This window comes from Yoonia vestfoldensis SKA53 (genome assembly GCF_000152785.1).
Lineage (GTDB): Bacteria > Pseudomonadota > Alphaproteobacteria > Rhodobacterales > Rhodobacteraceae > Yoonia > Yoonia vestfoldensis_A.
Map to the genome: position 1 here is coordinate 2320563 of NZ_CH672414.1, position 14179 is coordinate 2334741.

Below are 14179 nucleotides of genomic sequence, written 5' to 3' on the forward strand. Positions count from 1 at the left end.
ACGCCTTAGGCAAGGCGCCCGTGGCAATGCTTGAATTTCTTACCCGATCCGCAGGGGCATAGATCGTTGCGGCCCAGATTGCCCCAGGTTGCGGGGTCGTTTTCATCGAATCCCGCACGCGCACCTTCTGCCGCTATTGCAGGCGCTACCATGGCTGCCGCAGCCGCCGCCTGTTGCTGGCGGAACTGGGCGATCATGCGCTCCTGTTCTTCTTTCGACATGGGCCGGATCTGCGACAATTTCTTGGTCACATCCGTGCGCAGACTGTCCAGCAGTTTTTCGAATAGCTGGAATCCTTCGGTCTTGTATTCGTTGAGCGGGTCACGCTGGGCATAGCCACGCATCCCCACGACAGACCGCAGATGTTCCAGCGTGAGCAGATGTTCGCGCCATTTTTCATCGATGGTTTTCAACAGGATCTGCTTTTCGACATTGCGCATCGTCTCGGCACCAAAGGCATCGGCCTTTTCGCCCATGTATTTGTCTGCCGCTTCTTCCAGCCGTTCACGCATGACATCGTCGTCCACACCTTCTTCGGCGGCCCAACCGACGACCGGCAGGTCAAGCCCAAGGTGGGCCACGACATCAGCCTGTAACCCTTCGGCATCCCATTGATCGGCATAGGATTTCGGCGGCATATGGATCGTGACCAGATCGTCGATCACCTGATCGCGCATATCCTTGACGACATCGGCCAGATCAGCAGATTCCATAATCTCGCGGCGCTGGTGAAACACGACCTTGCGCTGTTCGTTCATCACGTCGTCGAATTTCAGCAATTGTTTTCGGATGTCGAAATTGCGCGCCTCGACCTTGGCCTGCGCGCGTTCCAACGATTTGTTGACCCAAGGGTGAACGATAGCCTCGCCTTCTTTCATGCCCAGACCGGACAGCACCTTTTCAAGCCGTTCCGACCCAAAAATCCGCATCAGGTCGTCCTCGAGCGACAAAAAGAACGTGGACCGCCCCGGGTCGCCCTGACGGCCCGACCGGCCGCGCAGCTGGTTGTCGATCCGGCGGCTTTCGTGGCGTTCGGTGGCCAGCACGAACAATCCACCCGCTGCTTTGACCTTTTCTTTTTCGTCGGCGACTTCGGCCTCGATCCGGGCGCGCAATGCCTCTGGGTCAGCTTGCGGGTCGGTGGCCAAGGCTTGCAGGACGCGCATTTCCACGTTGCCGCCCAGCTGGATGTCAGTGCCGCGACCAGCCATGTTGGTTGCGATCGTCACAGCGTTCAGCTTACCAGCATCGGCGACGATCTGCGCCTCTTGTTCATGCTGGCGGGCGTTCAGCACATTGAAGGTGATCCCTTCAGCGCGCAACAGCCCGGCCAGAAACTCGGACTTTTCAATGGATGTGGTCCCAACAAGGATCGGCTGGCCCTTGGCATGGGCTTGCTTGATTTCCGCGACGACGCCGTCGAATTTTTCCTTGGCGGTGCGGTAAACCTGATCATGTTCATCGGCCCGCGCGACAGGGCGGTTGGTCGGCACCTCGACCACCCCAAGATTATAGATTTCGCGGAATTCGTCAGCTTCGGTCGCGGCGGTGCCGGTCATGCCACCCAGCTTGTCATACAGGCGGAAATAATTCTGAAACGTGACAGAGGCGAGTGTCACGTTTTCGGGCTTGATCCCCACACCTTCCTTGGCCTCGATCGCCTGATGCAAACCATCGGACAGCCGACGGCCATTCATCATGCGGCCGGTGAATTCGTCGATCAGCACGACCTGATCGTCGCGCACGATATAATCTTTCTCGCGGGTGAACAGGACATGCGCGCGCAGGGCTTGGCTGACATGGTGGACCAGCGTAGCGCTTTCGGGGTCATAAAGCGTCTGACCGTCGGGAAGCAGGCCAAGAGCTGTCAGCCTTTCTTCAAGGAAATCGTTGCCTTCCTCAGTGAATGTCGCCTGACGGGCCTTTTCATCCAGGGTGTAATGTTCGGGCAGGATGTCGGGGATCACCTTGTTGATTGCGGCATACATTTCGCTGCGGTCCTGCGCCGGGCCGGAAATGATCAGCGGTGTGCGCGCCTCGTCGATCAGGATGCTGTCCACCTCGTCCACGATCGCGAAATTGTGGTAACGCTGGTACATCTGGTCCAGTTCGGATTTCATGTTGTCGCGCAGGTAATCGAACCCCAATTCGTTGTTCGTGGCATAGGTGACGTCACAGGCATAGGCAGCCTTTTTGTCAGCCTCGCCCTGTTCGGGTACCACGACGCCAGTTGTCATGCCCAAGGCGCCGTAGACCTTGCTCATCCATTCGGCGTCGCGACGGGCAAGGTAGTCGTTCACCGTCACGATATGCACACCCTTGCCGGTGAGCGCGTTCAGATAGGCAGGAAAGGTCGCGACAAGGGTCTTGCCTTCACCAGTCTTCATTTCCGCGATATTGCCCTGATGCAGAAAGATACCACCCAGCAATTGGGTGTCAAAAGCCCACAAACCAAGGGCACGGCGCGCGGCCTCGCGGCAATTGGCAAATGCTTCGGGCAGCAGCGCGTCAAGGCTTTCGCCTTTCAGGGCACGGTCGCGGAATTCATTGGTCTTGGCCTTCAGATCATCATCACTCAGCGCCTGAAACTGTGGTTCCAGCGCGTTGATCTGCGCCACCAAAGGCCGGGCGGATTTGACTTTGCGGTCATTGGCAGAACCAAACACTTTTTTGGCAATTGATCCGATACCCAGCATATTTACTCCACCGACGCTGTCGCGCCTGTCTAACATCTATTTGAGAGGAGGTTGCTTGTAGGCAGGTCACCAGCCACATACAAAGGGGCCAAATCTGGTCTACTTCCGGCCTCCTAAAGGCACTCATGGGATGTAAGGGGCCGGATATGGAGTGTCAACGCCGGGCGGCTGCGCGGCCTATCAAGGGATCGTTTAATGATGAAACATGTAACATTTTTGGGGGCTATGGCCGTTTCGCTGTCGATCACCACAGGTGCTGTCGCGCAGGACGTGACGGCTGACACAGTGGTCGCCAAAGTGGGCGATACAGAAATTACCGTGGGTGAACTGATCATCGCCCGGTCCATGCTGCCCGCCCAATATGCGCAATTCCCTGACGAGGTTCTGTTCACCGGACTGGTGGATCAGCTGGTGCAGCAACAGCTTTTGGCGGATGCGCTGGAAACCACGCCACCCAGTGTGATCTATACGATCCAGAACGAACAACGTTCCCTGATGGCTGCACAGGTGATCGACGACATCACCCAAACATCAATCAACCAAGAACTTTTGCAAGAGGCCTATCAGGACCGCTTTGCCGATGCGCCCGAAACTCCTGAATTCCGCGCAGCACACCTGCTGGTCGCAACCGAGGACGAGGCGAACGCCGCCAAGGCGCAGCTTGACGCAGGCGAAGCCTTTGCAGATGTTGCAGCCGCAGTCTCGACCGACGTCACCAGCGCCAATGGTGGTGACCTGGGCTGGTTCGGCGCGGGCGCAATGGTCGAAGAATTTGAAACAGCCGTCATGGCGCTGGAAATTGACGAAATTTCCGACCCGTTTGAAACCCAATTCGGCTGGCATATCGTTACGCTGACAGATCAGCGCGCCCGTCCAGCCCCGACTTTTGAACAGGTCGTCCAGCAGTTGAGCGCCGAATTGCAAGAGGCTGCCGTCATCGCATATCTGGATGAGCTTTCCGCCGCTACGACAGTCGAACGCCCCGAAGAAGGCGCATTCGACCCGAGCGTGATCAATCAAGTCGAATTGCTGGATTGATCTGACATGAAAACGTCACCACTTGCGCCTGCGCAATTTCCCGACTTGCCCGTGATCGCGGGCGTGACTTTTGCCAGCGCTGCGGCGGGGGTCAAATATCAGAACCGCACCGATGTGATGCTTGCCATCGCAACCCCCGGATCATCGGTCGCCGGGGTGTTCACACGGTCTGCCACGCGGTCCGCGCCCGTGCTGGATTGTCAGGCAAAGCTGGGCGGCGATCCCGCCGGTGCAGCCGGGATCCTGGTCAATTCAGGCAATTCCAACGCCTTTACCGGCAAGAATGGTGTGGCCAGCGTCGTCGCCCTGACGCAGGCCGTGGCTGACCTGACCGATGTGCCGGTCGGACGGGTCTTTACCGCCTCGACTGGGGTTATCGGTGAACCGCTCCCGCATGACCGCATCATCGCCAAATTGGCAGAGCTGCACAACGGCCAGACAGAAGCCGCGATCAAGGACGCCGCCCGCGCGATCATGACCACCGACACGTTCCCCAAAGGGGCCAGTGCCAGCGTCACAGTCGGTGACAAGACCGTGCAGATCGCAGGCATCGCCAAGGGGTCGGGCATGATCGCGCCGGACATGGCGACGATGCTGGTCTATATCTTCACTGATGCGCTGATCGGGCAAGATGCGTTGCAGGCGCTGGTCTCGCTGCACAATGACCAGACGTTCAACTGCATCACCGTAGACAGCGACACATCGACATCCGACAGCCTGATCGCGGTGGCGACGGGGGCGTCCGGTGTGGATGTCACCGGCAATACCGAATTTGCGGCGGCCCTTCATGGCGTGATGCTGGACCTGGCGCATCAGGTCGTGCGCGACGGCGAAGGGGCGACCAAGTTCGTCACCGTCACCGTGACGGGTGCCGTCGATGATACCGATGCACGCAAGGTAGCAATGGCGATTGCCAACAGCCCCTTGGTCAAAACCGCAATCGCGGGCGAAGATGCCAACTGGGGTCGGATCGTCATGGCCGTCGGTAAATCCGGCGCGCAGGCAGACAGGGACAAGCTGTCGATCCGGTTTGGAGATATCACCGTAGCTGAAAACGGATGGCGCGCACCCGATTATTCCGAAGATGCCGCCAGTGCCTATATGAAAAACGCCGAACTGGTGATCGGCGTCGATCTTGGGCTTGGGTCAGGGCAAAGCACGGTCTGGACTTGCGATCTGACGCATGGCTATATCGACATCAACGCCGATTACCGGTCGTGAAGCTGGTTCTGGTCTCGGCCGTTGCGCTGATTGACGCGGATGGGCGGGTGCTGCTGGCGCAGCGCCCCGAAGGCAAATCGATGGCGGGCCTGTGGGAATTTCCGGGCGGCAAGGTCGAACAGGGCGAAACCCCCGAGGCGGCTCTGATCCGCGAATTGCACGAGGAATTGGGGATCGGCACATGGGCGTCCTGCCTTGCGCCGCTGACCTTTGCCAGCCATGCCTATCCCGATTTTCATCTGCTGATGCCGCTGTTTGCGTGCCGCAAATGGGAAGGCACGCCACAATCGCGCGAGGGGCAGGCGCTAAAATGGGTGCGGCCAAATGATCTGCGCGATTATCCGATGCCAGCGGCAGATATACCGCTGATCCCGATCCTGCGTGATTGGTTGTAGGGTAGGGTGGATCATGATCCACCCTACGCAAAAGGGCGGCCCAATGGGCCGCCCTTTGTCATTGAACAGGACCTGATTACAGGTTCCGTTCGACCGATTCACGTTCGAAAATCTCGATCACGTCGCCGGGGCGGACATCGTCATAGGCTTCAAAAGCCATGCCACATTCTTGACCGGACTGGACCTCTGCCACTTCGTCCTTGAAGCGTTTGAGGGTCTTCAGCGTGCCTTCGTGGATTACGACATTGTCGCGCAGCAGTCGCACACCGGCAGAGCGGCGCGCCACACCTTCCGTGACCAGACAACCCGCAACCTTGCCCACATTGGACACCTTGAACACGTCCTTGATCGTCGCATAACCAATGAACTTTTCGCGGATTTCGGCAGACAACAGGCCGGATGCGGCCTTTTTCACGTCATCCACAAGGTCATAGATCACCGAATAATACCGGATCTCCACGCCCTTCTGGTTGGCCGATGCCCGCGCCGTTGCATTGGCACGCACATTAAAGCCGAAAACAGGTGCGCCCGAAGCCTCGGCCAGACCAATGTCGGATTCGGTGATAGCACCGACACCCGAATGCAGCACGCGCACGCGGACTTCGTCATTGCCGATCTTTTCCATCGCCTGCACGATTGCTTCGGCAGAACCCTGCACGTCGGCTTTGACCACGATGGGCAATTCGCTGACGTTCTGGTTGGCCTTGGCGTTCGCCATCAGCTGTTCCAGCGTTGTCGCAGCACCAGCAACGGCACGTTTTTCCTTGGACGCTTTTTCACGGTATTCCGCGATTTCACGCGCCTGCGCCTCTGTCGCGACAACGTTCAGCACATCACCAGCCTCTGGCGTCCCGTTAAGACCAAGCACCTCGACAGGAACAGCAGGGCCAGCTTCGGCCACGCGTTCGCCCTTGTCGTTGATCAGCGCACGGACCTTGCCGTATTGTTCACCGACAACAAAGATATCGCCCTGCCGCAAGGTACCATTCTGGATCAGAACGGTCGCCACAGGGCCACGGCCTACGTCAAGCTGCGCCTCGATCACGGCACCGACGGCGGGGCGATCAGGGTTAGCTTTCAGTTCAAGGATCTCTGCCTGCAGCGCGATAGCTTCGAGCAGGTTATCCAAACCCTTGCCTGTCAATGCCGACACTTCGACATCCTGCACATCGCCAGACATCTTTTCGACGACAACTTCATGCATCAACAGGTCTGTGCGGACCTTGTCGGGGTTGGCAGATGGTTTATCGATCTTGTTGATCGCCACGATCATCGGCACTTTGGCCGCTTTCGCGTGGTTGATCGCCTCGATCGTCTGCGGCATCACGGCATCATCGGCGGCAACCACCAGCACGACGATATCCGTGACCTGCGCCCCGCGCGACCGCATCGAGGTAAAGGCGGCGTGACCAGGCGTATCAAGGAAGGTCAACAGCGAGCCACCATCGGTTTTCACCTGATAGGCACCGATATGCTGGGTGATCCCGCCCGCCTCTCCGGCGACGACCTTGGCATGGCGGATCGCATCAAGAAGCGATGTCTTGCCGTGGTCGACGTGGCCCATGATCGTGACAATCGGTGGACGCGAAATCAGATCTTTCGGATCATCAAGCACCTGTTTGATCACGTCTTCAACGTCGGCATCCGACACGCGCACGACGGTGTGGCCGAATTCCTCGATGATCAGTTCGGCGGTATCGGCGTCAATCGACTGGTTCTGCGTCGCCATGATCCCGTTGTTCATCAGAGCCTTGACCACATCGGCGACACGTTCCGCCATCCGGTTGGCCAGTTCCGACACAGTGATCGCGGGCGGCAAGGCCACATCCCGGAACACTTTTTCGCGTTCGGCAGACCCACCCATCGCCTTGGCGCGGGCACGGTCCTGTTTGCGTTTCATCGCGGCCATCGACCGCTGGCGGCCACCTTCGCGGCCAGTCAGCGCATCGTTCAGCGTCAGCTTGCCAGCGCGGCGACCATCGTCTTCGCGGCCGGGCTTGGCTTTGGCGGCCTTTTCACGGGCGTCACGTTCGCGGTCAACCTTGCGGGGACCAGCAGCAGACGGGCGATCAACGGCGTTTTCACCAGGCAGGGCGCTGGCATCGGCACCCGCAGGGGCCGTGTCTGCCTTGACCTTGGCGGCGGCGCGTTCTGCCTTGCGCTTTTCTTCGTCAGCCTTGGCCTTGGCGCGTTCTTCGCGTTCGCGGTCCTCGGCCTCTTTGGCTTCCATTTCGGCGCGGCGCGCCTCGCGCTCGGCGGCACGTTCTTTTTCTTCGGCTTCGCGCTTGGCGGCTTCGTCGCTTTCACGCGCACGGGCCATCGCCAGCGCTTTCATCCGGCGTTCAAGTTCGACATCCGAAATGCCAGCAGGCCGCTTGGACGGGTCGCCGCCCATCTGCACGCCAGTCGATCCAGCGGGCTTGGCCGCACCGGGTTTGGGCACCACAACGCGTTTGCGTTTGGTTTCCACCACGACGTTCTTGGTCCGCCCATGGCTGAAACTTTGCTTCACGTTGCTTGGACGTGACCCACCAAGGCCGAGTGGCTTTTTTCCGTCGTTATCGCTCATCTAGCTTCTTTATCCTTCCCGGAGGCCCCATCGCCACCGTTCCCTTCGCGTAAACCGCGTAGCTTTGTGGCTTCCTCTACAACACGATCGCTGAGTCCACCAGTCGCAAGCGCGCCATGTATCACACTTTGACGTCCGAAAGCCAAACCCAATTCAGCTGACGTCAGGCAACCAAAGTATCTGGCGCCTTCTGGCGTCCAGAGTTTGGTCTTTCCGCGCTCTGATCCGTCAGAGGCTTGCACCAGCACGCGGACACGTTCGCCCCCGGCCAGCCAGCCCTTGACCTTTTCAAAGCCGCAGACAGCACGGCCCGCCTTACGCGTCAAGGCGATCAGGTCAACAGTGCGGCGCGCGATCTGACGTTCCACCTCGTCCAGCAAACCGTCAGGCACTGTCACCGCCTGTTTTGCAGACCGCGAAAACTGGCCCTTGCGGGCCTGCTCAAGAATGGCGCGGTCGGCAGTGACATAGATGCCACGTCCGGGCAGTTTGCCCAGAATATCCGGCACGACCTGATTGTCAGGCCCGATGACGAACCGGATCAGCCCAGCCTTTGGCTGGACCTCTCCGGTGACGATGCATTTGCGTTCGACATCGTCGTTTTCATCTTTATGCCCGCCACGCGTCATAGTGTTACTCCGAAGGCCCGATCAGGCCTCCTCTTCCTCGGTTTCATCGGTGTCTTTGTTCAATTCATCGGGATCGACCCAGCCCAGCATGACGCGTGCGGTCATGACCATGGTCTGCGCTTCTTCCAGCGACACATCAAAGGGTTCCAGCACGCCATCATCCTTGACCCGTTCACCGTTGACAGTGGTCCAGCCACCGGCCAGTTCCCAATCCGCGCAAGTGGCGAAATCTTCCAGCGTCTTGACACCGTCCTTGCCCAAAGCCTCGAGCATTTGCGGTGTCAAACCTTCGAAATCAATCAGGCTTTGTTCGACGCCGGTTGCAATCGCGGCATCCATCGCCTTTTTCGCCTGCGCCTCTAGGTAGTCGCGGGCGCGGGCCTGCAATTCGCCTGCAGTGCCTTCATCGACACCTTCGATCACCAGCAGTTCGTCCTGTTCGACATAGGCGACCTCTTCGAGGTTGGTAAAGCCTTCGGCAACCAGCAGCTGGGCAAAGAATTCGTCCAGATCCAGCGTATCCATGAACAGCTTGGTGCGGGTTTCGAATTCGGCCTGACGGCGCTTGGATTCTTCTTCTTCGGTCAGGATGTCGATATCGAGACCTGTCAGCATGCTGGCCAGACGCACGTTCTGACCACGACGACCAATCGCCAAGGACAGCTGTTCATCAGGCACGACGACTTCGATCTTGCCGGCTTCTTCGTCCAGAACGACCTTGGTCACCTCGGCAGGCTGCAGCGCGTTCACAAGGAAGGTCGGCATGTCCTCATTCCACGGAATGATGTCGATCTTTTCGCCCTGCAATTCGTTCACGACCGCCTGCACACGGCTGCCACGCATACCCACACAAGCACCAACCGGGTCGATCGAGCTGTCATAGCTGATCACCGCGATTTTTGCGCGCGACCCGGGGTCACGGGCGACAGCCTTGATCTCGATCACGCCTTCATAGATTTCCGGCACTTCCATCTTGAACAATTCGGCCATGAATTCAGGCGCTGTGCGCGACAGGAAAATCTGCGGCCCGCGCTGTTCACGGCGGACTTCTTTGATGTAGCAGCGGATCCGGTCGTTGGGGCGGTACGCCTCGCGGCCGATCTTTTCATTGCGGCGCAGCACGGCCTCGCCCGAACCCACGTCAACGATAACGTTGCCGTATTCTTCGCGCTTGACCAGCGCGTTGATGATCGTGCCGGCGCGGTCCTTGAATTCTTCGTATTGCTTGTCACGCTCGGCTTCGCGGACCTTTTGCAGGATCACCTGCTTGGCCGATTGCGCGGCGATCCGGCCCAGTTCAACGGGGGGGACTTCTTCGCTATATTCCTGACCGATCTGGGGGTCGGTCATGTAATCCTTTGCCTGCGCGACGGTGAACTCGGCCTGATAGTTTTCAACGGCGTCATCAGCAACCACGGTGCGCACACGGGTGAATGTCGCGCGACCTGTCTTGCGATCGATATTCACGCGAATGTCCATTTCCGCGCCGTAACGCGACTTGGCCGCACGGGCGAGCGATTCTTCCATCGCCTCGACCACCAGACCGGGTTCGATGTTCTTTTCGCGGGCCACGGCCTCTGCGGTTTGCAGAAGCTCGAGCTGGTTTGCGGACGTATAGGCCATCAGGTATTCTCCTCGCCATCAATGATGGTTTCAATTTCGTCAAATTGGGTTTCGTCGATCTGGCCCGCATCCTTGCGGCCACGCAGCACGTCGCGGATCAGGTCATCAGTCAGCACAAGCTTGGCATCAGACAGCCATGCGAATTTCAGGCCAATGGTGCCTTCGTCGATATCAATCAGGACTTCGTCACCGTCGATGCCTGCCAGTTCACCCTTGAACCGGCGACGCCCGTCGATCAGTTCTTCGGTCTCGATCTTGGCCTCAAAGCCTTTCCACTGGTCGAAATCTTTCAACCGGGTCAGCGGGCGGTCGATGCCGGGGCTGGACACTTCGAGCGTGTAAACGTCAACAATCGGGTCCTCGACATCCAGCACGGCGCTGATGGCGGTGGAAATCTGTGCGCATTGGTCCACCTCGATGGTGCCATCGGGGCGCTGCACCATGATTTGCAGGGTGCTTTCCTTGCCGGTCATCAGCCGGACGCGCACGACCTCAAACCCCATGTCCTCGATGACGGGGGTGATAATCTCTGCAATCCGGCGGTCAACGGCCGCTTTGGCGATCAAGTCATTCATGGGTTAGTCCCAAGCATAAAAAAACGGGCGCGCGGCCCGTTGATGTTTCCCGGTGGAACCTTGGGGGTGGAAGCCAAGACGCCGCTATTGAAAGTTGTATAGGCCCTGTCGCGCAGGACTGCAAGCGCAATGCAAACGCCCCGCCGATACGGGCGGGGCGTTCCACATAGTGCAGGCGTTTTACGCCAGCGACCAGCGTTCCAGCATGCGGTTGTTATCCATCTGCGCGGTGTTGCCCACCACATCTGGCGTCACAACACGGCTGCTGATCGCCTGAACGAAATTGGCGAACATCGGGATGATCACGCCGCCATCGTCACGCAGGATCTGCTGCATTTCGTAATATTGCTCGCGCCGCTTGTCGGAGTCGAGTTCGGCGCGCGCGGAATATAGCAATTCCTGGAACCGCCCATTGTCCCACTGGCTGTCATTCCATGGCACGCCAGCCTCATACGCGGACGAGAACATCCAGTCTTCGGTTGACCGGCCCGACCAATAAGATGCCGAGAACGGTTTCACCAACCAGACGTTCGACCAATAGCCGTCTGCAGGTTCCTGGATCACGTTGATGTTGATGCCCGCAGATGCAGCGGACGATTGATACAGCTGGGCTGCATCAACAGCGCCTTCAAACGCGGCATTGGATGCCGACAGGTCGATGTTCAGGCTGTCCAGTCCGGCCTGTTTCAGGTGGAACTTTGCACGGTCGGGATCATAGGCCAGCTGTTCCATTTCGGCATGGTAATACTGGTTTGCAGGGCCGATCGGGCTGTCATTGCCAACCTTACCGTGACCAAGCAGGATCTTGTCGACCATTTCCTGACGGTCAACACCGTATTTCAGGGCGCGGCGCACGTTCACATCGTTGAACGGTGCAGACTGGGTCAGCATCGGGAACGTGTAATGCTGGTTGCCAGTGACTTCTTGAATGCTGACATTCGGGTTCGCGCGCAGCAACGGTTCCAGCCGGAAATCGATCCGGTTCACCGCGTCGATCTGGCCGGTCAACAGCGCATTCATCCGCGCGGTGTTGTCGTTGATCGCGATCAATTCGACCTCGTCAAAGAAACCGGCGCTGTCACCCTTGTAATGATCAGCGACGCGACGCCCGACAAAGCGGACACCGGGGTCAAAGGCCACGACTTCGTACAGGCCTGTGCCGATGCCTTTTGCGATGGATTCTTCGATCTGGCCTGCGGGGTACATCAGCAGGTGATAATCCGACAGCAAATAGGGGAAGTCAGCATTGCCTGCTTCCAGCGTGAACTGAACCTGGTGGTCAGTGATCTTGCGCATCTCGGTGATCGCGGCGACCAGCGGCTGGGCTGCAGATTTGGACCCTTCGGCCACATGCAGTTGCAGCGATTCGATCACATCGTCAGCGCCGAACGCCTTGCCATTATGGAAGGTCACGCCCTGGCGCAGGTTGAAGGTCCAGACCTTGGCGTCAGGGCTGGCTTCCCAGCTTGTCGCCAGCTCGCCCTGCAGCGATCCGTCAGCCGCGACTTCGGTCAATGCGTCGTAGACGCCGCCAAGGGCTGCCGCGATCATGAACAAGTCCGAATGTGTCCGTCCATCCCAGCTGTCCGACGTGTTCGCGCCACCGATGCCAGCAGTGAACTTGCCGCCCCGGCTTTGCGCACGAAGCGGCATGCCCGAAAGCCCAAGTACGCCAGCGGCGACACCCGTTTTCAGCAATCCACGTCTGCTAATTCCACTCATGTTTTTTTCTCCCTGTTGCACAATGTCGGCCCTTTGGACCATGATTCGATCAAAGTTTATTAACGGCTGCATCGCCGATATTATCAACTCCCCGTTCTGCCAGCAGATTACTCAGCCAGTCAGGGTCCATTTCTGGCACCGACGACAGCAATAGATCGGTGTAGGCGTGGTGCGGCGGGCGGAACATCTCGGCCTTGGGGCCTTGTTCCACGACATGCCCGTCTTTCATCACGACGACTTCGTCCGCGATGGCCCGCACCGTCGCCAGATCATGCGTGATGAACATGTAAGACAGGGACAATTCATCCTGTAACCTGGCCAAAAGACGCAATATTCCTTCAGCGACAAGTTGATCCAGCGCTGATGTCACCTCGTCACAGATGATGAAACGCGGTTCGGCGGCCAGCGCACGCGCGATCCCGATGCGCTGTTTCTGCCCGCCCGACAATTCGGACGGCAGGCGATTATAATATTCCGCAGGGTCCAGTTCGATCTGGTTCAGCAAGGCATCGACGCGCTGGCGTTTCGCCTTGCCAGTCAGGCCGAGGTAGAATTGCACCGGCCGCGCGATGATCTGGCCCACGCTCATCCGCGGGTTCAGCGCGGTATCGGCCATCTGATAGATCATCTGGATCTGGCGCAGCTGGTCCTTGCTACGCTTGCGGTAATCGGGGGGCAGGGGCGCACCATCAAACAGGATTTGCCCGGCTATGGGTGGCAGCAACCCAGTGATACAACGCGCCGTGGTGGATTTGCCCGATCCGCTTTCGCCAACCACAGCCACGGTGCGGCCTGCGTGGATGTCGAAACTGACATCATGCAAGACCTTTTCCTTGCCGTAAGCAGCATCGACATTCTGCACAGTGACCAAGGGCACGGTGCCTTTTTGCACGGCGGGTTTGGCTGGGCGTTCAAAGCTGCGCACAGCCCACAGCGATTTGGTGTAATCCTGTACCGGTGCAGTCAGCATGGTGCGGGTATCGGCGGTCTCGACCTCTTCACCGCGCAGCAGCACCTTGATCCGGTCTGCCATCTGCGCCACGACCGCCAGATCATGGGTGATATAGATCGCGGCGGTGTTGTATTGCGCGACGATGTCACGAATGGCCGACAGCACCTCGATCTGGGTGGTGACATCAAGGGCGGTCGTCGGTTCGTCAAAGATGATCAGGTCGGGACGGCAGGACATGGCCATCGCTGTCATCGCGCGCTGCAACTGGCCGCCCGATACCTGGTGCGGATAGCGGAACCCGATTTCTTCGGGGTTGGGCAGGCGCAGCTTGCGATACAGCGCGATCCCATCCTCGGCGCTGTCCTTGCGTCCGGCGATGCCGTGCTGCACCGGCGCTTCGACATGCTGGTCGATCAGGCGGTGGGCGGGGTTGAAACTGGCCGCTGCCGATTGCGCGACATAGGCGATCCGCTTGCCCAGCAGGTCACGCTTGACCGCAGCCGAGGCTGTCAGCAGGTCGATCCCGTCGAATTCCACACTGCCACCGCTGATCCGCACGCCGTCACGGGTATAGCCCATCGCGGCCAGCCCCAGCGTGGATTTGCCCGCACCGGATTCGCCGATCAGCCCCAGCACCTGCCCGCGTTGCAGGGTCAGGTTCACACCCTTGATGATGGGCAGCCATGTTTCATCGCTGCGGCCGTCGATGCGGATATCGCGGATCTTGACCAGTGGCGTTGTGTCGGGGGCTTGCGTCAT

Annotated in this window: 10 protein-coding genes; 3 read left to right on the top strand and 7 right to left on the bottom strand. The window is 59.0% G+C overall.

Translation table 11 applies throughout. The annotated features are described in order from the left end of the window. Positions 1 to 5: 5 nt before the first annotated feature. Positions 6 to 2696 carry a preprotein translocase subunit SecA gene (secA, locus tag SKA53_RS11260; RefSeq protein WP_007206271.1) on the bottom strand — a complete coding sequence of 897 codons (2691 nt, stop codon included), beginning with the start codon at positions 2694 to 2696 and terminating at the stop codon, positions 6 to 8. Positions 2697 to 2891: 195 nt separating this feature from the next. Between secA and SKA53_RS11265 the strand changes: the two genes are divergently transcribed. The 3 genes from SKA53_RS11265 to mutT are packed head-to-tail and all read left to right on the top strand — an operon-like array spanning position 2892 to position 5350. Further along, positions 2892 to 3734, top strand: a complete 843-nt coding sequence (locus SKA53_RS11265; protein WP_040482955.1) for a peptidylprolyl isomerase — start codon at positions 2892 to 2894, stop codon at positions 3732 to 3734. Positions 3735 to 3740: 6 nt separating this feature from the next. Beyond that, positions 3741 to 4955 (top strand): bifunctional glutamate N-acetyltransferase/amino-acid acetyltransferase ArgJ, encoded by a 1215-nt coding sequence (argJ, locus tag SKA53_RS11270; protein ID WP_007206273.1) that lies wholly within the window; start codon positions 3741 to 3743, stop codon positions 4953 to 4955. Continuing rightward, a complete protein-coding gene (gene mutT, locus SKA53_RS11275; RefSeq protein WP_007206274.1) occupies positions 4952 to 5350 on the top strand; it encodes an 8-oxo-dGTP diphosphatase MutT in 399 nt (132 codons plus the stop codon). Before argJ ends, mutT begins: the two co-directional genes overlap by 4 nt. Positions 5351 to 5426: 76 nt before the next feature. Here the strand turns inward: mutT and infB are convergent, their stop codons facing one another. The 6 genes from infB to SKA53_RS11305 form a co-directional block, all read right to left on the bottom strand. Next, positions 5427 to 7919 carry a translation initiation factor IF-2 gene (infB, locus tag SKA53_RS11280; RefSeq protein WP_040482956.1) on the bottom strand — a complete coding sequence of 831 codons (2493 nt, stop codon included), beginning with the start codon at positions 7917 to 7919 and terminating at the stop codon, positions 5427 to 5429. Beyond that, complete coding sequence (locus tag SKA53_RS11285) at positions 7916 to 8548, bottom strand: RNA-binding protein (RefSeq protein WP_007206276.1); 633 nt, start codon at positions 8546 to 8548, stop codon at positions 7916 to 7918. The genes infB and SKA53_RS11285 overlap by 4 nt, the downstream gene beginning before the upstream one ends. Positions 8549 to 8569: 21 nt before the next feature. Then, positions 8570 to 10171, bottom strand: a complete 1602-nt coding sequence (gene nusA, locus SKA53_RS11290) for a transcription termination factor NusA (RefSeq protein WP_007206277.1) — start codon at positions 10169 to 10171, stop codon at positions 8570 to 8572. Further along, positions 10171 to 10746, bottom strand: a complete 576-nt coding sequence (gene rimP, locus SKA53_RS11295) for a ribosome maturation factor RimP (protein WP_007206278.1) — start codon at positions 10744 to 10746, stop codon at positions 10171 to 10173. Before rimP ends, nusA begins: the two co-directional genes overlap by 1 nt. 180 nt (positions 10747 to 10926) lie before the next feature. Further along, complete coding sequence (locus tag SKA53_RS11300) at positions 10927 to 12468, bottom strand: ABC transporter substrate-binding protein (protein ID WP_040482957.1); 1542 nt, start codon at positions 12466 to 12468, stop codon at positions 10927 to 10929. A 49-nt stretch (positions 12469 to 12517) separates the two neighbouring features. After that, the gene (locus SKA53_RS11305; RefSeq protein WP_007206280.1) at positions 12518 to 14179 is read right to left on the bottom strand and encodes an ABC transporter ATP-binding protein; all 1662 of its coding nucleotides are present in this window, start codon (positions 14177 to 14179) and stop codon (positions 12518 to 12520) included.

Coding starts and splice junctions, on each gene's coding strand:
- SKA53_RS11305 (WP_007206280.1), bottom strand. CDS start 14,179: ATGACGCAAGCCCCCGACACAACGCCACTGGTCAAGATCCGCGATATC.
- SKA53_RS11265 (WP_040482955.1), top strand. CDS start 2,892: ATGATGAAACATGTAACATTTTTGGGGGCTATGGCCGTTTCGCTGTCG.
- rimP (WP_007206278.1), bottom strand. CDS start 10,746: ATGAATGACTTGATCGCCAAAGCGGCCGTTGACCGCCGGATTGCAGAG.
- nusA (WP_007206277.1), bottom strand. CDS start 10,171: ATGGCCTATACGTCCGCAAACCAGCTCGAGCTTCTGCAAACCGCAGAG.
- secA (WP_007206271.1), bottom strand. CDS start 2,696: ATGCTGGGTATCGGATCAATTGCCAAAAAAGTGTTTGGTTCTGCCAAT.
- SKA53_RS11285 (WP_007206276.1), bottom strand. CDS start 8,548: ATGACGCGTGGCGGGCATAAAGATGAAAACGACGATGTCGAACGCAAA.
- argJ (WP_007206273.1), top strand. CDS start 3,741: ATGAAAACGTCACCACTTGCGCCTGCGCAATTTCCCGACTTGCCCGTG.
- infB (WP_040482956.1), bottom strand. CDS start 7,919: ATGAGCGATAACGACGGAAAAAAGCCACTCGGCCTTGGTGGGTCACGT.
- SKA53_RS11300 (WP_040482957.1), bottom strand. CDS start 12,468: ATGAGTGGAATTAGCAGACGTGGATTGCTGAAAACGGGTGTCGCCGCT.